Below are 17,187 nucleotides of genomic sequence, written 5' to 3'. Positions count from 1 at the left end.
ATCAAGTTACCTTATCATAAATTCAATCTCAAGATATTCCGGTCATGACTTACGGAATCGATTGCGAATTAAAATAATTACCACTCGTAAACTTGTCTTGATTAGGGTGAGTCGAAATAAAATTTGGTAATTTTATCACAATTATGCTAAAAGACAATTTTTTTTAGGTTCAGCGAGGATAGTATGTGCTTCAAGTAAAAGCTATTTAGGGAATTCTTAAGTTTTCAAAAAGTCAACTCTTGCTATATAAATTATTATTATAGAAAATATAAATATCTCTTATTATATCGGTAAGGTAATTTTCTGTGTTTTTCTTGAAAAATGCATTCTAAATACCCTGATTGTTCTATGCATTTCTAAATTCACCGTAGCTCTTATCCCTAACTGGGGGAATATATAGACATAAAAAATATAAGATCTTAAGTTAAAAGAAGGGTGTTTATTTATTTTGGGAAAACTGAAAATTCTAAGAAAAAAATACCGCTTTAGAATTCGATCTAAAGCGGCAGTTTTTGAATTCTTATACTTTCGGGGGCTCCCAGCCTTTTTCATATTCACGGGTCCAAAGTGCTTTTCCTTTTTCGGAGTTTTGGATATGTCCATTCTTTGGATCACAAACCAAAGTTTCCCCTGTTCTGTAAGAAATGTTGGCCAAATGACAGAGTAGGGTGGAGACTGCTCCTTCCTCGATGTTTGAATTTTGCTTTTCAGTTCCTCGAACAGCATTAAAGAAATTGACCACATGTAGTGTGCTCATATCTCCTCCACCACCAAGTTGAGTTCCTCCTTCATTACCTCCGCCCATATTTTCCTTGACCAATTTTCCACCTCGGTCATATTGCTTGTAGCCACCACGATTCACAAAAACTGTCCCGTCTGTACCATAAATTATAGTGCCTCGATCCGCTCCATAGGTATTGTATGCGTTTCTGCTTTTCCCATCCCATTCGATTACAGAGCCATTTTGGAATTTGAATTGAGCCTCCATCGTATCGTACATGGTCCAGCCATCCTGAGGGAAATGCCGCTTTGCAGCCTCTACTTCCACCATGCTTGGATAGTCTACTTGGAGTGCCCATCTAGCTACATCAAGCTCATGTGTAGCATTATTACCTGTCTCAGCAGTGCCGTATTCCCAACCATACCAATGCCAGTTGTAATCCCAAGTGTCATGGGTATAGGCTCTTCGAGGAGCAGGGCCTTGAAATAATTCCCAATCCAAACCTTGAGGAGCTGGAGCCGCTTTTGGCAATGGAACCTCACCACGGCCATTACTGTAGAATGCAGTGGCCTTATAGGCTGTTCCGATCACGCCCGCGTGAATGGCTGCGATTATTTCCCGACTTTCCGGTGCAGACCGCTGTTGGTTTCCCATCTGGACAACTTTCCCGTATTTCTTTTGCAACGCGATCAACAATTCTCCTTCTCTGGGATTGTGGGAGCAGGGCTTTTCTACATACACATGCTTTCCACGCTCCAGCGCAAGCCAAGTTCCGGGAGCATGCCAGTGATCAGGAGTAGCGATGATCATCGTATCGACATCCTTGTCATCCATCACTTTCATGACATTCTGCTCAAGCTTTGGAGCATAATCGATATGTTTCGCAAAATTCTTTGCAGCTTTTGGCATTTGAGACTCCATGGCATCACAGAGATACAGGAGATTGACATTGCTGGATTTCATGCCAATCGGCTCATAATAGGCACCTAATCTTCTTCCTAATCCGGCTATCGCAACATTGATTCGATCATTTGCTCCAATAATATTTCCGTAGGATTTTGCTGAAAAGGCCATCGAACCTAATGCTGAGAGTCCAAGGGTCGCAGCGGCAGATTTTTTAATGAATTGTCTTCTGGGGTTATTGCTCATGATAAATTCTGGGTTTTAATTTAAGGTCTTAATTTTGATGTTCTTAAAGCTTACTTCGTCTCCATGATCTTGAAGTAAGATATGGCCTTCAGCTGCTTCACCAAAATTTTCCCAAATTTTATATTTACTGATGGCCACCAAGTCACGGAATTCCTGAGAGCCACGCTGATATTCGACTACTTTGACACCATTTAGATAATGCTCCACTTTATTGTCCGGATAGACCACAACTCTTCCTTTATTCCATTCGCCTATCGGTTTGATGAATCTTGGCTGCTTATCTGCCTTAATTAGATCATAAAGAGAAGCAAGCGTTCTGTTTCCTTCAATTCCCATCTTGGCATCAGGGTGTTTTTCATCATCCAGGATTTGATATTCCAGACCGATTGCTGAGCCCTTGTTTCCTTCGGTCAAGGTCACAAAGTATTTCAGACCGCTGTTAGCTCCTTCGGTAAGTTTAAAATCAAAAGCCAAGTCAAAAGAGCTGAACATCTCTTCTGTTACGATGTCTCCTGCATTAGTGGATTCGCCTCCATTTGACTTTGCAATCGTCAAAATGCCATCATTGATACTCCATCCAAAATCAGGGAAAGTCTCTTTATAAGCACCTCTCCATCCATCGCTGTTTTGTCCGTTGAAAAGTAACCTCCATCCGTTTGCTTTTTCATAATCAGTCAATGAGTTTAGGCTATTGTTAACCACGAAAACATCTTTGTTAAATGGTTTAGGTTCAAGGTTCTCAGTCTGAATCTTCACATTTTTAAATGAAGTCTTTCTTCCTGCATCCTCCGGCTCACGGATACTATGTACCTGTAACCCCACAAAGCCGGTTTTGTCCATGTCATCGACAACATAGGCTACTTCCTGACCGTTTATCCAAGTTTTGATTTCATTGCCGATTGCTTCAATTCTGTAATGGTTGAATTCCCCCATCTTGAAAGCAGATTTTGCCTCTGGGTTCAGGTCAAGAGGATATAACCAGCCTCTTCTTGCTTCATCATATAGTCCACCTGACCAAGCTCTTTCGGAAGGATCTGCTTCTATTTGATAGCCAAAGACAAGACCTTTTCCGTCCCTAGCAGCTGGATCAAATTGCCCTCTGGCCATTACTCCTGAATTACTGGAAGAGTGTTCGATCTTGAGATCAAGCTCTAGAATAAAATCTCCATAAGTTTTCTCCGTGATCAGGAATGTATTTGGAGATCCTGCAACAGCTGACCCTACGATAGTTCCGTCAACTACTTCAAATGTGGCAGTACCGGCTACAGTCTTCCAACCCGTAAGATCTTGTCCATTGAATAGGTCTGTCCAACCATCATCGGCTTTTTGTTCACCGGCACAGCTTACTAGAGCCAAAGTTGTGATTAAAACCGAGAGCATGTTTCGGGTGTGTTTCATATGTATATAATTTGTTTTTTAAAGGACATCCTGAAAGTTATCGGGAGGAATCTCGCAGCACAATTAATCATCACAGTGTTTGACTTTTTATTCCTGCTCGATCTCATAGAAATATGATGTTATTGTTCATCCTAAAATTCAAGATTTAGGGTCATTACACCAAAGGGAATTCCTTTAAGTTACGCAATCGTTTGCGAGTATTCTTTTGAAAAATTGATGAATTACGAAGCATTGGTGAAGAGCGGAAAAGAATCCCTTGATCTTTATTACTTTTGCACATGCTTGATTTTAATCTCAAAGGAAAGGTCTTTATCACCTGCAAAGACCGGTCTGTTTCTTACCTAGAAAAGGAAGTTCGCGAACTTGGTTTTGTCCCGGAGGCTGTCAGTCGTACGGGAATAGAGTTGAAGGCATCGATGGAGGAGTGTATGGATTTAAACCTTCATTTAAGAACAGCCTCACAAGTGCTTTATGAGATTAAGTCTTTTTACCTTCAAAATGCTGATGATATTTATCGCCGATTCAAAGCTATTCCTTGGGAAGAGTATATGGATGTGGATGGTTATTTTTCGGTGAGTTCTGTAGCAGAAAATGAAAGCATTACCACTCCACTGATCGTCAATGTTAAAGTCAAAGATGCCATTGTAGATCGATTTCGGGATTTGAAAGGGCGGAGACCTGATTCAGGTTCGGACTTCAATGGATTGGTTATTCAAGTTTATTGGAAAGAGACGCAGGCATCGGTTTACATCAATACTTCCGGTGAGACACTCGCTAAACATGGCTATCGAAAAATCCCGGGTAAAGCTCCCATGATGGAGGCTTTGGCGGCAGCTACGATCTATGCCACGGAGTGGAATACGAGAGTGCCTTTTATCAATCCCATGTGTGGTTCTGGTACCTTAGCAATTGAAGCTGCTTTGATGGCTACGAATCGCTATCCGGGACTTTATCGGGATCATTATTCCTTTCAGCATGTAATCGGATACGATGAACAGGCTTTTTTGGCAAAAAAGAAAAAGCTGGAAGATAAGATTCGGGAAATCCCCGAGTTGATAATTATAGCTTCCGATATTTCCCTTCAGGCAATTGCTTTTGCAAAAGAAAATGCCATCACGGCAGGAGTTGATCACATGATTGATTTTCAGGTTTGCGATTTCGAAGAGACAGAAATCCCCGAAGGTCCAAGAGGAGTGATCATGTTCAATCCTGAATATGGTGAGCGATTGGGAGAAAATGAAGAGTTGGAGCTTACCTATAAGCGTATGGGAGATTTCATGAAGCAGAAATGCCCAGGCTATCGTGGATATATTTTTACAGGAAATATGGAGTTAGCCAAAAAAATCGGATTGAAAGCCAGCCGAAGAATTGAGTTTTGGAATGGGACTATTGATTGCCGATTGTTACGATACGATATGTATGAAGGAAAAAAGGATGTATGACATGTGATTTAAGATGTTGGATTTAGGTAAATCTTATATCCAACATCTTAAATCTAATATCTTTTATTGGTGTTCGTCCCGAAGAAGATCATTCACCGTTTTTACTGGATTGAAAGTGATCAACGGCACCTCTACGAATAGCGTATTCCATCCGGACATCGTGCCATTCCAAAGCCCGGGAAGCTCCAAAGCTTTCAATTCACGGCCATTTTTCGATTTTTCCGTGATAAATCCCGTATTCATATCCCGGTATTCCATCAGATCAAATGATTCTCCTTTATAGTTTCTAGTACCGCAAACCAAATCCACAGGGTTGAAGTGAGTCGCTGCATTTAAATGTGCGAGCGATTGCGGATCTGTTAAGTCAATTTGGGCAGTTTCAAGGATTTGAAGGGATTGGGATCCGTCAGATTCTTTGATCCAAAATGGCCCTCCGCCTGGTTCACCGGTATTTTTTACCATACCACAGACTCTGATTGGCCTATTTAATTTTGACTTTAGATAAGCTCCTTGGTATTCGATAGAATTCGAATCGAAGTTTTCCGGCAATTTGGCTCCCAATTCATTTGTAAATACTGCTTTTGCTAAGTTCACTGAATCTTTGGAATAAGAATTTTCCAAGGTTTTCACTGCTTCAAAGACTTTGGATTGGATTTCCAGCAAAAGGCCACCAATTGCCATCTTGTAGTTTTTGGTTTCCTCTTTTAATCTATCCGGTACTACATTATCGATGTTCTTGATAAAGATCAGGTCGGCTGAAATATCATTTAAATTATCCAGCAAAGCTCCATGACCAGCTGGTCGAAATAGAACGCTTCCATCTTCTTCCAAGAATGGCTCATTTGAAGAATCTACCGCGATTGTATCGGTAGTTTTTTTCTGAGTGGAATAGCTAATATCAAAGGCTACTCCAGTGTCTTTGGAAAGGGCCGGTAAAATACCGTCAATTTCAGCTTTGAATTTGGGGAGGTGTTCAGGTGAGACAGTGAAATGAATTTTCACTTTATTTCCTTTACCTAATGCATACTGAACTCCTTCGATCAAGTGCTCATGTGCTGGAGTTCTACGCTTATCAGGATAAGAATGGAATCGTAAAAGTCCCTTTGGTAGATTGCCATAGCCCAAGCCATCATCCAATAATAGCGCTGCTAAAATCCCTTTGTAATCTTTGGTGTCCAGCGCATGTGAAATGCTACTTCCCCGACTTTTCAGAACTTCATCTAAATCATCATAGAAAGCAAATTTCTCAATGTTGTTCATGAATTTCTGAACAAAAGAACTTTTGCTCAAATCCCCATCACCTTCAAGAAAGGAAAATAAGTCCTTAAACATACGTGATGCAGCACCACTTGCTGGGACAAATTTCACAACCTCAATGCCGGCTGCTTGCTTAGGATAAGTGGATATATATTTATCCAAGTCACTGGATTCTAAAACTTTGATTCCATTTCCGGGAGTTGCAGGGCCGGTAATATTTAAAAAAGGAAATCCGTTTTTGAAATTATTGATCTGCTCTGCAGCGATCTCAGGGTTCATTCCCTGCTTGATTATTTGTTCTTTTAGACTTGTATTCATGGTCTTTGGGTTTCGAAAAGTTAAACTGTAAGATAGCAGTCAAGTGCACTTTACTCAAGGCAATTCGACTTTTTTTATTCTATTTTAGGTAAGTTTTTTAATTGAAATTGGATTTTCTGTCCGACCTTTTTCTGAGCAACTATTGACAAAGCATCTTCTGCAACTTGTAAAATTCTCGGATAGCCACCCGTAACCTGTGCATCTCGCATTAGAATTATCATTTTACCGCCAGAGGTTAGTTGGATTGTTCCCGGGTAGACTGGAGCAGTCAATCGTTCGGAGATGTTGTTGGGCAGAAGTTCTTCCAATTGAAAAGCCATTCGATTGGCTAAGGTCGAAATCGTGAACTTGGTATCTAATAATTGGTTTTGGGTTTCTGTCGAAAGCTCCTCAAAGTCAGGTCCTGGATAAACCTCCAATACCTCATTTTCAAACCATATCATATTTTTTTTCGCAGAAGAGAAAGTTGACTTCCCAAAAGATTGATTTGTGAAAAAAGGGATTTTATCTCCTTTTGCTAGCATCTTAGATAAGGTGATTCCGGAATAAAGACTTCTGGAAGTTAAAACCCTTTCAGTCTGAAAGCCATGAGCGATACCTAAATAGACAATGCTTCCTGTTAGGAATTTACCAATTTCCAATTCATCATCCGGCTGGATCCGAATGATGGCGGAAGGAATTAAATCACCGTTTTTCCGGATCTCAGCATTTGCTCCAGCGACCCCAATAGTGGTGTAGCTGTCAAAGCGACACCTGAACCCAGGCTGGAGAATTTCTATAACTGCTGCAGATGAATCGTTCTTGAGAAGATGATTGATCCAACTGTAAGAACGGCGGTCCATCACTCCTGAGATGGGGATTCCCCATTTACCTAGTCCGATTCTACCATGATCTTGGACACTAGTACCAGGATTTGTTTTTAAAATCTCTAAAAACCCCACGTCCTTAATCATTACTTTTTATTGGTTTGGGATCAAAGGATAACTGCTCAAATTCTTCTCGACTGATTGGAATAAATTGAATTTGTTCACCTGGCTTTGCAAAAACCGGTGGGTTTAAATTTTGGTCAAAAAGTCTAATTGGGGTTTTGCCAATCACATGCCAGCCACCGGGACTTTCGGTCGGGTAGATTCCGGTTTGAGCGCCTCCAATAGCAACAGATCCGTGTTCGATCTTTCGATCAGGAATACTTTTTCTTGGAAAATGTAAGGCTGGATCCAAGCCATTCAGATACATAAAGCCGGGTAAAAAGCCAAAAAAATGAATTCTATAGGTTTGTTCGGTATGTAAAGTGATTATTTTTTCGATGTCAAGTGATAAGGATTTGGAAAGTGAAATTAAGTCTTTACCCAGTTCAGGATCATAGCAAACCGGGATTTCCCAAAGTTTGGTTGGTAAAGGGGATAGTTCAATATTGGCTTCAACAAAGTTCTGCCAAGCGGTAAGATCGGATTCTTTCAAGTTATTTTTCAATAGACAAGAAAGCGTTTGAAAACCTTTTCTGACTTCGATGACTTCGTTCCCGAATTGAGAAGAAATAGCGTTATCCCAACTTAGGAGATGATTTAAGAGTACATCATTGGGTTTTTCATCCCAATACAATTCCATCAAAATCGGGCTGATTTGTCGAAGTTTTGGCTTCATTTCCAATACTTTTTTCGAAGAATTGGAAGGAAATTCATCAAGCCGGGATTGTCCCCATGGAAGCAAAGCGTCTCAGCCTGAGCAGGTAGTTTTTTACCAGAATGGGTAAGAATTTGCTGGGTATAAATGATCGAATCGAGATGCGTTTCTACCTCTTTCAGCGTAGTGAAAAGGGAGTTGGATTCAGATCTAGGCAGCAGTTGGTAATTGTCTTGATAAGCTCGATCTCCAAAAACTTCCAATCGAGTCTTTAGTCCAAATTGCTCCGCCCAAAATAGCATTTGAGAACCTGGGGAAACGAAGATTGGAGTGCCTTTATGATGATTTGAAAGCCATTGACATAGTTCTTGAGCTAACAAAGCATTGGACATCGCATCGTTGTAGAGTGCGCCGTGAAATTTGATATGGTCAATGCTTACCTCTTGATCTCGAGCTATAAGCGTAAAAAGATCAAGTTGCTTCTGTATCGAAGCTGCCAAAATTGAAAACTCCAGATTCATGGATTTTCTTCCAAAATTAGCCGGATCAGGATAGGAGGGATGTGCTCCAGCTTTAACTTTGTTTTCCTTTGCCAATTTTAGGCTAGACAATATACTGTTTTCATCTCCACAATGACCTCCACAAGCAATGCTAGCACAGTCTATCAGTGGAAATATTTCTTCCTCTCTTGGAATTCCTTCGCCAAGGTCGCAATTGATTTTTGGGGTTTTGTAGTTAGCCATAACTGAAAAGAAAATTACAGAATTTATTTTAGGATTAATTACCAAATGTTGTTGCCTCGTAAGCTATTGACTTTTTTTTGCAGAATTTTTATTTTCATTTCATCAATCTAAACTCAAAAAAATCATGGGAAAAGGAGATATGAAATCAAAAAAAGGGAAAATTAGCCGAGGTACTTTTGGGTCTTCCCGACCAAAAAAAGAAGCGAATAAAAAAGCTCGAAAAATGAAACTGGAAATCAAAGAAAAGACAAATTAACATTAGGAGCCTTCAGGCTCCTTTTTTTAGAGATTGTTATAGTATTTAATCAATTCATTCAGCTGCTTGCCATCTATATTTCCCTTGCTCAAGCGCAAGTGGTGCATTATTGCCAGAGATTTTTTCATCCGACTTTCCGGGTTTTTGACTTTAGTTACTAAGTAGACTAGGCTTCTTTGCTTTCCAGGTGTAAGTGCTCGAAAGATGGCATTTGCATCCTCATCCTGATCTAGCATCACTTGAAATTCTTCGGGTACTTCGTGACCAAATTCACTATAATCACGCTCAATTTTAAGGATTACTTCATCTCCAAGTTCAAGATTGAATCGGAATCTATGCTGCTGATTAATCAGAATATACCAGCATGTTTTTGCCTTGAAAAGTGCCATATGAAATGGACCTTCTTCCATGATCCAGATTAAGACACGTCGGTTTTGGCCATCCATAAAAGCTTCCGCAACTTCATCACTGATCGGGATGTGGTACTGCCAATGGTTAAAGTCAAACTTGCTTAAGGTTCCTTTAAACTCCTTCATAACTAGTGTTTTATCATCCGGATGGCTTGTTCTCCTTCGATCAGATTTACGGCTAGGATAAAATCCGGGACGCTGATTTGCTGAACGCCAAGGTCTTTGATTTCGCCTGTGATAGGACTAATCAATTGAATAGAATAGGAACCAGGTTCGATAGTCATTTTGATTCGTGAATTAGCTTTTCCTGCTTCTACCAGATAAATCAAGTAACCTCCAGATCCATCTTGAAGCGCAAATGAAAGAATCCCGGGTGAACCATGAATGAGATTTTTAGCAGGAGATACTTTTTTCAAATTCAGTGAATGGATAAGTTCGGACAGGATTTTTAATTGACTTCGAAAAGAAGTGCTTCCTCCTCCGGGAGCTTCATTGATCCCGGTTCCATTTTCCTTTCCTGCAAAAAAGGAATAATCAAGATTATTGTAAAGACCACCGCCAGCTAACATAAATGCCCAAGCCTGTCTTCGATAGACCAGATCTTCAGTTCCTGCAAATCCTGATTCGTCGAAGCCGACAACACGATTGAGGTGAAGATTCCAATCCGCTGATTCTGGCCAATTATAATGAAAATTTACAATCGAAATATGCTCAGAAACTTCATAGAGAGGCGCTTTGAAATTGCTGTAATTCTGGGCGATCAGATGTTTTTTTGGTAGATCTTTTTCTTCTGTTACAATTGTAGTTGCAATTTCCTCATGCCAGTCCAGGGAAAGTTGATCTGCATAGTCTACTTTTTCCATCCAGTTTGGGCCATCGATTTGGTACTTGTTGGCAATGTTAAGAATAGGTTGACCACGATCAGACCAAGGTTCATTTTGAATTTCAAAGAAGAAATTATCGAAATCATTTAGCTCATTAACGAGTTTTCTGACATATGCTTTTTGAAGACCCAGCAGTTGCCCGTTTTCTTTGGTATGAGCTAATTTACGGTCGAGCTCTCCTTCTGATCCTATTCGGTTTTTAGGGTTTTGAGGATTCATCTCCCAATGCTCATCGGTATAGATTGAGGAGAATAGCGTGACTTCTACGATGATATCAAAACTAGCGGCAAGACTCATGAAGTCTGATAGACGTTTGAAATAGGCTGGGTTATAGCTGTTCCAGTCGTATTTGATTTGCCCATTTACTTCTAAGCTTTTCCAAGGCGTTATCGCTTTACCAACTGCTGGAGCCAACGTATTGAATTTGATACCGAAGCTTGTGGAGGGGATTTCAAAATAGCTCCCCATAAAGATTCTTGTATAATTCATTCCCTCCCGATGAAGAGTTTCGAGATAGGTTTTGTAGTCAAAATCCCCGTTTAACACAGCTCCATAGTGTTCAGCAGAGGTAATTAATGCTATTGGTTTTCCTTTGAATTCGAAATAATGGGGATTTTCTTTTAAAAGTTGAATGGGGACAGACTGACCAAAACTTATAATTTGGAAGAAAAGAACTGATAGAGAGAGTAAGGTAAATTTTTTCATAGGATAGGTTTATCAAGTCTTTAAATTACCCAAAAAAACCATTCCAGAATTAGATTAGACTAGGTTTAAAGCTAATCTGGAGAAAACAAGTACGAATCATCTAGGCTCTTCAGGAGTTTGATTTAGTTTAAAATTAATAATAAATGTTGTTCCACGTCCCACTTCACTTTTCACCCGAATTGATCCTCCGTGGCTAAAAATGATGTTTTGAGTATTAGTCAGCCCTAGTCCTGTTCCGGTACTTTTGCTTGTAAAGAATGGCTCGAATAGTCGCTCAAGATTCTCCTTACTGATTCCTGTTCCATTGTCTTCAATTTCAATCCTACATAATTTGCCTTTTACAGCGGTGGAAAGTTTCATTTTCCCATCATTTCTATCAGTAGCTTCGACTGCATTGACAATAAGATTGATTAATGCAATTTTCACTTTTTCGGGATCTACTTCAATGTTACAAACAGCAGGATCGTAATCTTTGATGATTTTAATCTTTTTCATTTCGATACGATCCTTCACGGTATCCAAAGCTTCATCTAAGAGCGAATTAATAGACTGTGAAGAAATGTCCAATTCGGAAAATCGAGTACTATCTAAAAGTTGGGTAACAAGTTGATTGATCCGCTGACAGTTTCGCTGGATCACTTCTATAAGATCTCCACTTTCTTTTAAGACCTCTTCCGGGAGTTCCATCTGAAGTTGATCGGCAGAAAGCACTATAGTGGTTAAGGGATTTTTTACCTCATGAGCCAGAAGTCTTGCAATTCTTCCAGTTGAAGAGAATTTTTTAAGATTGTGTTCCTCCTCTTCTTTGGCTTTTATTGCTGATAGATCTTTGATAAGTACTTGGAAAGTATTGGCATTTTGCTTTGCAATGTTCACTAGTCCTCTGAAAGTATTTCTGGATTTGTTGATCAGAGTTGCTTCAAAATCAATGATTTCAAATTTATTTTGAAGTTTTTCAATCAATTGATCCTTTAGAAATTGCTCTTCTATCAGTTCAGTGAAAAAAGGTAATTTGGATTGTGTCAAAACCTTTTCCTCAAATTCGAATTTAGCAATGGAGCTTGGGTTTACTTCCAGGATCAGGCTATCGCCATCAATCAATAAGAAGGGATCCGAAGCCCGTTCAAATATTGATCTGAACTTTTCTCCTACCAAATCAAGATTTTCTTTAATCTGACTGTCGCGATATGCGAAGCGAAGTGTCCTATCAAGTGTGGCCGCATCAAACTGGCCCTTGACCAAGTAATCCGAAGCCCCCAGTTGTAGTGCTTCCCGATCTAAATTTCCTACTGCCATTCCCGTCAAGAGAATAACAGCAGCGTGGGCCTGACGTGATCTGATTTCTTTGATTAATTCCAGTCCGGTGGTTTTTCCCAGACGATAATCCACCAGAAAAATATCAAATCTTTCTAAGATTCTCCTTTGGGCTTCTTCAAATGAAAAAGCATGCACGATGGTGTAAACAGGGTCATCGATTTTTTTCAAAAATGCCTCAACCAGAAAAAAATCATCTGGGTCATCGTCTACATATAGAATTCTAATTTGTTTTTTATTCATGTTTTAATCTGGGAGAACTACCGTATTGGACCAATAATTATTGATCTCCTGAGTGATTTTTACCAAATCCTTGAAATTACCCGGCTTGGTGATAAAGCTATTTGTCCCCATTTTGTAGGTCATTTGAACATCTTCTTTGAGGTTGGACGTAGTGAAAATTATAACCGGGATTTTCCGGAATTCTTCGTGATTTTTGATTTCCTGAAGCGTAGTTTTCCCATCCTTTCTTGGCATGTTGAGATCCAATAAAATTATATCAGGGATCGGAAATTGGGAGTTCTCGGAATTACTTGTCTTATGGAGATAATTGATCAATTCCTCTCCATCACTCACACAGGTGATGTTTTCAATAGAAAGTGTTTTTTGAAAAGCTTTAATGATCAGTAATTTGTCGTCATCATCATCCTCTGCAACAAGAATACGAATTGATTTTTTAGTTTTCATTAGATGGATTTTGAAAAATTATATTTGTCTTAGTTGGTTTTCCTATTCTAGGGTTTAGGAAGGATTATTATGAAAGTTGCTCCGATTTCTGGTTTACCCTCGGCAAGGATAAGTCCATTGTTTTTCTCAATGATTTTCCGTGTTATAGAGAGTCCAATTCCTGTTCCTTCAAATTCACTTTTTCCATGAAGTCTCTGGAAGATAGTGAAAATAGTATCCGCATAGTCTTGATCAAAGCCGATACCATTATCGGCAACCTTGATCAAATAATAATTAATAGATTGATCTAGTTGAGCATATTTCGAAATTAATTCTATAGGCGCATTACTAGCCGTTATAGTGATTTCAGGAGCTATTCCTGCCTGGGAAAACTTCAAGGAGTTGGAAATCAAATTTTGAAAAACCTGTCTCAATTCAGTTTCTTTCCCTTCAATTGTAGGTAGATTTTCATATTTAATTTTTGCGTCTTTCTCCGTAATTGATATTTCCAGATCATCTAAAACTGAATCTAGAATGTCTTCTAAATTGATCATTTTGATCGATTCCATTGAATCACGGCCAGCTCTGCTGTATTCCAAAAGGTCAGTGATCAATTGTCGCATACGGTTTGCTGAGGCAGTTATTCGCTCCATATAGTGCTTTCCTTCTCCTTCCAGTTTTTCATCAAACTGCTCCTTGAGTAGATCAGAGAATGAGGTTATTTTCCGAAGTGGCTCCTGAAGATCATGAGAGGCGATGTAAGCAAATTGCTTCAATTCGTTATTTGACTCATTAAGTAATTCGATTTTTTCTTTGAGTGTCTCCTGATAATTTTTGATTTTTTGATCGTTGATTTTTGAAGCCCTGTTATAATGAAATATGGAGAATAGGGTGAGGGCTCCCATTAGTATGGAGAAGAATGAAATCAAGCCTACTATGAAAGGTAGGGCGTTGACATTATTAATCAATATTTCATTTCGTTGGATCAATATGCGTTCTTCCTCAGCATTGATTTGATTAATAAGGTTTTTTATTGAGATGTGTCCATTTACCGCATCTTCGACTTTACTGTTGTTTAAAAAACCATCTAGAGTCTTATTTATTTTGTAATATTCTTTAGATCGTTCAAAAACATCCAGTCTCTGTTTCATGAATATATTTAGCTCCTGCAGGTAATTTTGTTGGACCGGATTATCCTCCGTTAAGTTGAGGATGTGATTGAAAACCTCCCTACCATTGGTGATTGAGTTTTCATAGTTTGCTAAAAAATCTTCATTTCCAGTTAATAAATAGCCTCTGATGCTGGTTTCTCGCTCAAGTATTGTCGCATATAATTTATCTGTGCTTTGTAAAACTTCCTCAGTGTGAACCAATTCTGCGGTGTAATAATCTATTCTATTTGCAACCCAAAAGGAAATGGCGCTGCCAAGTATTACCAAAACAAGTGTAATAATCGAATAGGTTTTTACTTTTTCTAATTTGGGAGCTTTCTCTATTTTCATAATTATTACCCCAATTGGGGAATTTTTTACTCAATTTCTGACTGGATTTTAGGTTTTGGTTCTGCGATAAATAGCTTAAAAACCCATTTTAGGGGTTTTAGACTTGCTTTTTATTCCCTTTGACCTTAACGGCACAAGCCTTGAACCATAAATATCATAATCAATCAATCCACCTAAATAAAGCACTATGAATTCATTATTGTATTACATCGCAATTATCCTCGTTATAGGATGGCTTATCGGAGTATTTGCTTACAGTGCATCAGGTCTAATACACGTTCTTTTGGTCATAGCAGTGATTGCTGTATTATTCAGATTGATTTCCGGGCGAAGTATCTAATGCGAATTGCCCTATTAAACTAAATAAATTTTATTATTTTAACTTAAACCAACTACATCATGAACAACACTGAATTGAAAGGTAACTGGAATGTACTCAAAGGAAAATTAAAGCAAAAATATAGCGAATTGACTGATGACGATCTGACATTTACTGAAGGTCAAGAAGATGAAATTTGGGGGCTGATCCAGAAAAAAGTCGGAAAGACGAAGTCTGAAATTCAAGAAGAAATTACCAAACTTTAAAAACTAAAACTACCATGAAAAAGGAAAACATAAACTTGACACTCTGGATGAGTGGATTGCTTGCAGGAGTATTGGTCGGAGCATATTTCTATCGAAATAAAGAACAATTTGCTCCACAACAGAAAAAATTAAACAGCGTGATAGCAGATCTTAAAAAGACTGCAGGAGATCTTGGGAATAAGGCTTTGAAAGTAAGTCAGGAACAGTTGAAAGCTTCTAAAGATGTAGCTAAAAAGGCTGTTGAGTCAGTGAAAAATGCTACCTAAACCAGTCTTGTAAGAGTTGAAGTCCTCTGACTTCAACTCTTTTTTATACTTTTAAACTAATTGGAAGAAGTAAACGGAAATAGATGTGACCAAAGAAAATTTGATCCTGGTAGTTGATGATGAGGTGGAAATCCGAACGCTTTTAGCGAGGTTTTTGACTCGGAAAGGGTTTACAGTTCTTTCTGCAGGGACTTTGCAGGAAGGCATTCATCTCTTCAGACAAAAAGCTCCGGGTATGATTTTTTTAGATGTAAACTTACCTGATGGTAATGGTTTGAAAGAATTGAAATCATTTAAAAATGGGTATGAAAAAAAAATCATCATGATGAGTGCTTTCGATAATCAGGAAGTTCGAAAAGAAGCAATGAAAAACGGCGCTTTTGATTTTTTAAGTAAGCCCTTCAGTATTTCTAAATTAAATGAATTAGTTCAAAATCAGATTTGACAAAAATGCATTCTATTAAAGCAAAGATTCTAGTAATCGACGACAATATTGACATTTGCCAGCTTTTAGAGCGGTTTTTGACAAAAAAAGGATACGAAGTCAGGACCACCATTTCCGGAAAGGATGGGTTGGATCTCATCAAATCTAATTTTTATGATTTGATATTTTGCGATTTTAAACTTCGAGACATGGACGGGAGAGATGTTCTCCGTAAAGTAAGAGAGATCTCACCTGATACTCAAGTAGCCATTATCACAGGATATGCTGATGTCAAGATAGCAGTGGAAGTAATCAAAAACGGAGCATTTGACTACGTCACCAAACCACTTTTTCCAGATGAAATATTAAATCTGATCGAACGGGCTCTGGCAAAGACTGCTGAGAGGCAGGAGGGTAATTCTGCCAATCAATCAGCGTCAAAAACTTCCCCAAAAAATCAAAAATCAGGAAATCCATCTTATCTCAAGGGTTCTGGAAAAGTATCCAAGAGACTTTACAAAGAAGTTGACTTGGTAGCGCCGACTCAGTTGTCTGTGATCATCTACGGAGAGAGTGGTGCGGGTAAAGAAAATATTGCAAGAACGATTCATGATCAAAGTGAGCGGGCCGGAAAGCCATTCGTTGCGATTGATTGTGGGGCGTTGACCAAAGAATTGGCAGGTAGTGAGCTTTGGGGGCATGAGAAAGGATCCTTTACAGGTGCCACCTCAGATAAGCCAGGTCAATTTGAACTCGCAAATGGAGGGACAATATTTCTGGATGAAATCTCAAACCTTTCCTATGAAATTCAAGTGGGACTACTCCGCCTCGTGCAGGAGCGAAAGCTTCGAAAAATAGGAGGCACGAAGGATCAACCAATCGATGTGCGAATTTTAGTAGCATCAAATGAAGATTTGAGAAAGTCTGTTCAAGAAGGTAAGTTTCGGGAAGATCTATATTTCAGATTCAATGAATTCAGTATTACTGTGCCTCCGCTTCGAGAACGTATCGGTGATATTGAGGCATTTGCGGCGCATTTTCTAGAACTCTCCAATGAGGAGTTAGGGAAAAAAGTATTTGGATTTGAGCAGGAAGTGATGGATGTATTTATGGAGTACCATTGGCCTGGAAACCTTCGTGAAATGCGAAATGTAATTAGACGCGCCACTTTATTGACAGATGGGAATCGAATGACTCTTTCTGCTTTACCGCCCGAATTAGTCTACGCAAGGAAGTTTAACTTTTCTGATTCTCAGGATAATTCTGAGGAAAAAACGCCTAAAAAAAGCTCCTTAAATCTGAAAGATGCTGCTGCCGAAGCAGAGGCAGAAGTACTGAGAAAAGTGCTCGAAGAGGTCAAATACAATCGAACTCAAGCTGCCAAAAAATTGGGAATAGATCGCAAAACGCTATTCAATAAAATGAAGCAGTATGAGATTTAATTTTAGCCAAAAATTTTAATCTGAATAAAAAACTAGAAAAAGCTCCCTTAATCCGGGAGTTTTTTTGTGATTAATTTCAACG

General features: G+C 39.0%; 18 protein-coding genes. 7 read left to right on the top strand and 11 right to left on the bottom strand.

Features of this window, described 5'->3' with window-relative positions; all coding sequences use genetic code 11:
• Positions 1-520: 520 nt before the first annotated feature.
• Positions 521-1,870: a Gfo/Idh/MocA family protein gene (locus BVC88_RS13170; RefSeq protein ID WP_075351158.1), complete on the bottom strand. Its 1,350-nt coding sequence runs from the start codon at positions 1,868-1,870 to the stop codon at positions 521-523.
• 15 nt (positions 1,871-1,885) lie between these two features.
• The gene (locus BVC88_RS13165; RefSeq protein ID WP_075351157.1) at positions 1,886-3,268 is read right to left on the bottom strand and encodes a 3-keto-disaccharide hydrolase; all 1,383 of its coding nucleotides are present in this window, start codon (positions 3,266-3,268) and stop codon (positions 1,886-1,888) included.
• A 278-nt stretch (positions 3,269-3,546) separates the two neighbouring features.
• Here BVC88_RS13165 and BVC88_RS13160 point away from each other — a divergent pair, with 278 nt between their 5' ends.
• The gene (locus BVC88_RS13160) at positions 3,547-4,710 is read left to right on the top strand and encodes a THUMP domain-containing class I SAM-dependent RNA methyltransferase (protein ID WP_075351156.1); all 1,164 of its coding nucleotides are present in this window, start codon (positions 3,547-3,549) and stop codon (positions 4,708-4,710) included.
• Positions 4,711-4,773: 63 nt separating this feature from the next.
• Here BVC88_RS13160 and BVC88_RS13155 read toward each other — a convergent pair whose 3' ends face one another.
• From BVC88_RS13155 to BVC88_RS13140, 4 genes are all read right to left on the bottom strand, one after another.
• On the bottom strand, positions 4,774-6,285 hold the full coding sequence (locus tag BVC88_RS13155; RefSeq protein WP_075351155.1) for a DUF4301 family protein: 1,512 nt from the start codon (positions 6,283-6,285) through the stop codon (positions 4,774-4,776).
• 74 nt (positions 6,286-6,359) lie between these two features.
• On the bottom strand, positions 6,360-7,238 hold the full coding sequence (locus tag BVC88_RS13150) for a 5-oxoprolinase subunit C family protein (RefSeq protein ID WP_075351154.1): 879 nt from the start codon (positions 7,236-7,238) through the stop codon (positions 6,360-6,362).
• A complete protein-coding gene (locus BVC88_RS13145; RefSeq protein ID WP_075351153.1) occupies positions 7,231-7,929 on the bottom strand; it encodes a 5-oxoprolinase subunit B family protein in 699 nt (232 codons plus the stop codon). The genes BVC88_RS13150 and BVC88_RS13145 overlap by 8 nt, the downstream gene beginning before the upstream one ends.
• Positions 7,926-8,651 carry a LamB/YcsF family protein gene (locus BVC88_RS13140; RefSeq protein ID WP_075351152.1) on the bottom strand — a complete coding sequence of 242 codons (726 nt, stop codon included), beginning with the start codon at positions 8,649-8,651 and terminating at the stop codon, positions 7,926-7,928. Before BVC88_RS13140 ends, BVC88_RS13145 begins: the two co-directional genes overlap by 4 nt.
• A 124-nt stretch (positions 8,652-8,775) precedes the next feature.
• Here BVC88_RS13140 and BVC88_RS21765 point away from each other — a divergent pair, with 124 nt between their 5' ends.
• Complete coding sequence (locus BVC88_RS21765; protein WP_075351151.1) at positions 8,776-8,907, top strand: 30S ribosomal protein THX; 132 nt, start codon at positions 8,776-8,778, stop codon at positions 8,905-8,907.
• A gap of 26 nt (positions 8,908-8,933) precedes the next feature.
• Here BVC88_RS21765 and BVC88_RS13130 read toward each other — a convergent pair whose 3' ends face one another.
• From BVC88_RS13130 to BVC88_RS13110, 5 genes are all read right to left on the bottom strand, one after another.
• Complete coding sequence (locus BVC88_RS13130; RefSeq protein ID WP_075351150.1) at positions 8,934-9,443, bottom strand: YdeI/OmpD-associated family protein; 510 nt, start codon at positions 9,441-9,443, stop codon at positions 8,934-8,936.
• Positions 9,444-9,445: 2 nt separating this feature from the next.
• Positions 9,446-10,906 (bottom strand): hypothetical protein, encoded by a 1,461-nt coding sequence (locus BVC88_RS13125; protein ID WP_075351149.1) that lies wholly within the window; start codon positions 10,904-10,906, stop codon positions 9,446-9,448.
• A gap of 96 nt (positions 10,907-11,002) precedes the next feature.
• The gene (locus tag BVC88_RS13120) at positions 11,003-12,463 is read right to left on the bottom strand and encodes a hybrid sensor histidine kinase/response regulator (protein ID WP_075351148.1); all 1,461 of its coding nucleotides are present in this window, start codon (positions 12,461-12,463) and stop codon (positions 11,003-11,005) included.
• Positions 12,464-12,466: 3 nt separating this feature from the next.
• Entirely contained in the window at positions 12,467-12,907 is a 441-nt protein-coding gene (locus tag BVC88_RS13115; RefSeq protein WP_083639096.1) for a response regulator, read from the bottom strand.
• A 47-nt stretch (positions 12,908-12,954) separates the two neighbouring features.
• Positions 12,955-14,388 carry a sensor histidine kinase gene (locus BVC88_RS13110; protein WP_075351147.1) on the bottom strand — a complete coding sequence of 478 codons (1,434 nt, stop codon included), beginning with the start codon at positions 14,386-14,388 and terminating at the stop codon, positions 12,955-12,957.
• A 187-nt stretch (positions 14,389-14,575) separates the two neighbouring features.
• On the opposite strand from BVC88_RS13110, the gene BVC88_RS21170 reads away from it, so the two are divergent.
• The 5 genes from BVC88_RS21170 to BVC88_RS13090 all read left to right on the top strand — a co-directional run bounded on the left by BVC88_RS21170 (position 14,576) and on the right by BVC88_RS13090 (position 17,105).
• Positions 14,576-14,728 (top strand): lmo0937 family membrane protein, encoded by a 153-nt coding sequence (locus tag BVC88_RS21170; RefSeq protein ID WP_139316570.1) that lies wholly within the window; start codon positions 14,576-14,578, stop codon positions 14,726-14,728.
• A 59-nt stretch (positions 14,729-14,787) separates the two neighbouring features.
• The gene (locus tag BVC88_RS13105; protein WP_075351146.1) at positions 14,788-14,973 is read left to right on the top strand and encodes a CsbD family protein; all 186 of its coding nucleotides are present in this window, start codon (positions 14,788-14,790) and stop codon (positions 14,971-14,973) included.
• Between the two features lie 14 nt (positions 14,974-14,987).
• A complete protein-coding gene (locus tag BVC88_RS13100) occupies positions 14,988-15,239 on the top strand; it encodes a hypothetical protein (protein WP_075351145.1) in 252 nt (83 codons plus the stop codon).
• 85 nt (positions 15,240-15,324) lie between these two features.
• Complete coding sequence (locus BVC88_RS13095) at positions 15,325-15,684, top strand: response regulator (protein ID WP_075351144.1); 360 nt, start codon at positions 15,325-15,327, stop codon at positions 15,682-15,684.
• 5 nt (positions 15,685-15,689) lie between these two features.
• Positions 15,690-17,105: a sigma-54-dependent transcriptional regulator gene (locus BVC88_RS13090; protein ID WP_075351143.1), complete on the top strand. Its 1,416-nt coding sequence runs from the start codon at positions 15,690-15,692 to the stop codon at positions 17,103-17,105.
• Positions 17,106-17,187: the final 82 nt, after the last annotated feature.

It is taken from the genome of Algoriphagus marinus (genome assembly GCF_001936475.1).
Taxonomy (GTDB): domain Bacteria; phylum Bacteroidota; class Bacteroidia; order Cytophagales; family Cyclobacteriaceae; genus Algoriphagus; species Algoriphagus marinus.
The sequence above is the reverse complement of the archived record's forward strand: the minus strand, read 5'-3'. Positions and strand labels throughout refer to the sequence as shown.

Bases quoted from the DNA above. Each gene is read 5' to 3' on its own strand.
- BVC88_RS13170 (WP_075351158.1), bottom strand. From the start codon at position 1,870: ATGAGCAATAACCCCAGAAGACAATTCATTAAAAAATCTGCCGCTGCG.
- BVC88_RS13165 (WP_075351157.1), bottom strand. From the start codon at position 3,268: ATGAAACACACCCGAAACATGCTCTCGGTTTTAATCACAACTTTGGCT.
- BVC88_RS13160 (WP_075351156.1), top strand. From the start codon at position 3,547: ATGCTTGATTTTAATCTCAAAGGAAAGGTCTTTATCACCTGCAAAGAC.
- BVC88_RS13155 (WP_075351155.1), bottom strand. From the start codon at position 6,285: ATGAATACAAGTCTAAAAGAACAAATAATCAAGCAGGGAATGAACCCT.
- BVC88_RS13150 (WP_075351154.1), bottom strand. From the start codon at position 7,238: ATGATTAAGGACGTGGGGTTTTTAGAGATTTTAAAAACAAATCCTGGT.
- BVC88_RS13145 (WP_075351153.1), bottom strand. From the start codon at position 7,929: ATGAAGCCAAAACTTCGACAAATCAGCCCGATTTTGATGGAATTGTAT.
- BVC88_RS13140 (WP_075351152.1), bottom strand. From the start codon at position 8,651: ATGGCTAACTACAAAACCCCAAAAATCAATTGCGACCTTGGCGAAGGA.
- BVC88_RS21765 (WP_075351151.1), top strand. From the start codon at position 8,776: ATGGGAAAAGGAGATATGAAATCAAAAAAAGGGAAAATTAGCCGAGGT.
- BVC88_RS13130 (WP_075351150.1), bottom strand. From the start codon at position 9,443: ATGAAGGAGTTTAAAGGAACCTTAAGCAAGTTTGACTTTAACCATTGG.
- BVC88_RS13125 (WP_075351149.1), bottom strand. From the start codon at position 10,906: ATGAAAAAATTTACCTTACTCTCTCTATCAGTTCTTTTCTTCCAAATT.
- BVC88_RS13120 (WP_075351148.1), bottom strand. From the start codon at position 12,463: ATGAATAAAAAACAAATTAGAATTCTATATGTAGACGATGACCCAGAT.
- BVC88_RS13115 (WP_083639096.1), bottom strand. From the start codon at position 12,907: ATGAAAACTAAAAAATCAATTCGTATTCTTGTTGCAGAGGATGATGAT.
- BVC88_RS13110 (WP_075351147.1), bottom strand. From the start codon at position 14,388: ATGAAAATAGAGAAAGCTCCCAAATTAGAAAAAGTAAAAACCTATTCG.
- BVC88_RS21170 (WP_139316570.1), top strand. From the start codon at position 14,576: ATGAATTCATTATTGTATTACATCGCAATTATCCTCGTTATAGGATGG.
- BVC88_RS13105 (WP_075351146.1), top strand. From the start codon at position 14,788: ATGAACAACACTGAATTGAAAGGTAACTGGAATGTACTCAAAGGAAAA.
- BVC88_RS13100 (WP_075351145.1), top strand. From the start codon at position 14,988: ATGAAAAAGGAAAACATAAACTTGACACTCTGGATGAGTGGATTGCTT.
- BVC88_RS13090 (WP_075351143.1), top strand. From the start codon at position 15,690: ATGCATTCTATTAAAGCAAAGATTCTAGTAATCGACGACAATATTGAC.